This window comes from Oribacterium sp. HCP3S3_B9, from assembly GCF_052064255.1.
Classification (GTDB): Bacteria; Bacillota; Clostridia; order Lachnospirales; family Lachnospiraceae; genus Oribacterium.
Genome location: NZ_JBQHVY010000078.1, coordinates 1 through 495 on the forward strand (window position 1 = coordinate 1; position 495 = coordinate 495).

Below are 495 nucleotides of genomic sequence, written 5' to 3' on the forward strand. Positions count from 1 at the left end.
AGCACATCACTCATCGCTTTCGTCTCGTACAGGCACTCCGGTGGAAGGTCCCTGGTGAATGGCGTATGGGTCATGCCAAAGAATGCTTCATACATGAGCGCGTCCCTCCTTTCCGTAGTTCGCAAAGGAGATGGCATCGGTCATGAGCCGTTTCGATTCCTTGTGCCGTGCTTCGAGGGCATCCAGCAGTCGGGATGTCTTCGGCGTCTCTGGCTGCATCGCTGGAGGGAGCGCCGGTGTCTGAGCACAGTAGCCTCTGATCACCAGCGGTTTTGCAGTAAATGGTTTGATGCCCGGATGGCTGATCGTAAGGATCTCAGGATTCGTCGGGTCATAGGCGATCTCAACCTTTAGCCCGATCAGTTCCGGCTTCGTTTCATACCGCCTGCCTCTGAACTGGATACATGCGCCCTTGTCGACCCGCCGATTTTCGTGATGCAGAAAGGCTTCTGCGATGGTATTGACATCGATAAAGTTCAGCGGACGTGTATCCCG

General features: G+C 54.9%; 1 protein-coding gene. It reads right to left on the reverse strand.

The annotated features are described in order from the left end of the window. Nucleotides 1-87: 87 nt before the first annotated feature. Nucleotides 88-495: Mu transposase C-terminal domain-containing protein (locus ACTNC3_RS11525; RefSeq protein WP_441227517.1), on the reverse strand; the 408-nt coding region annotated here is incomplete at its 5' end.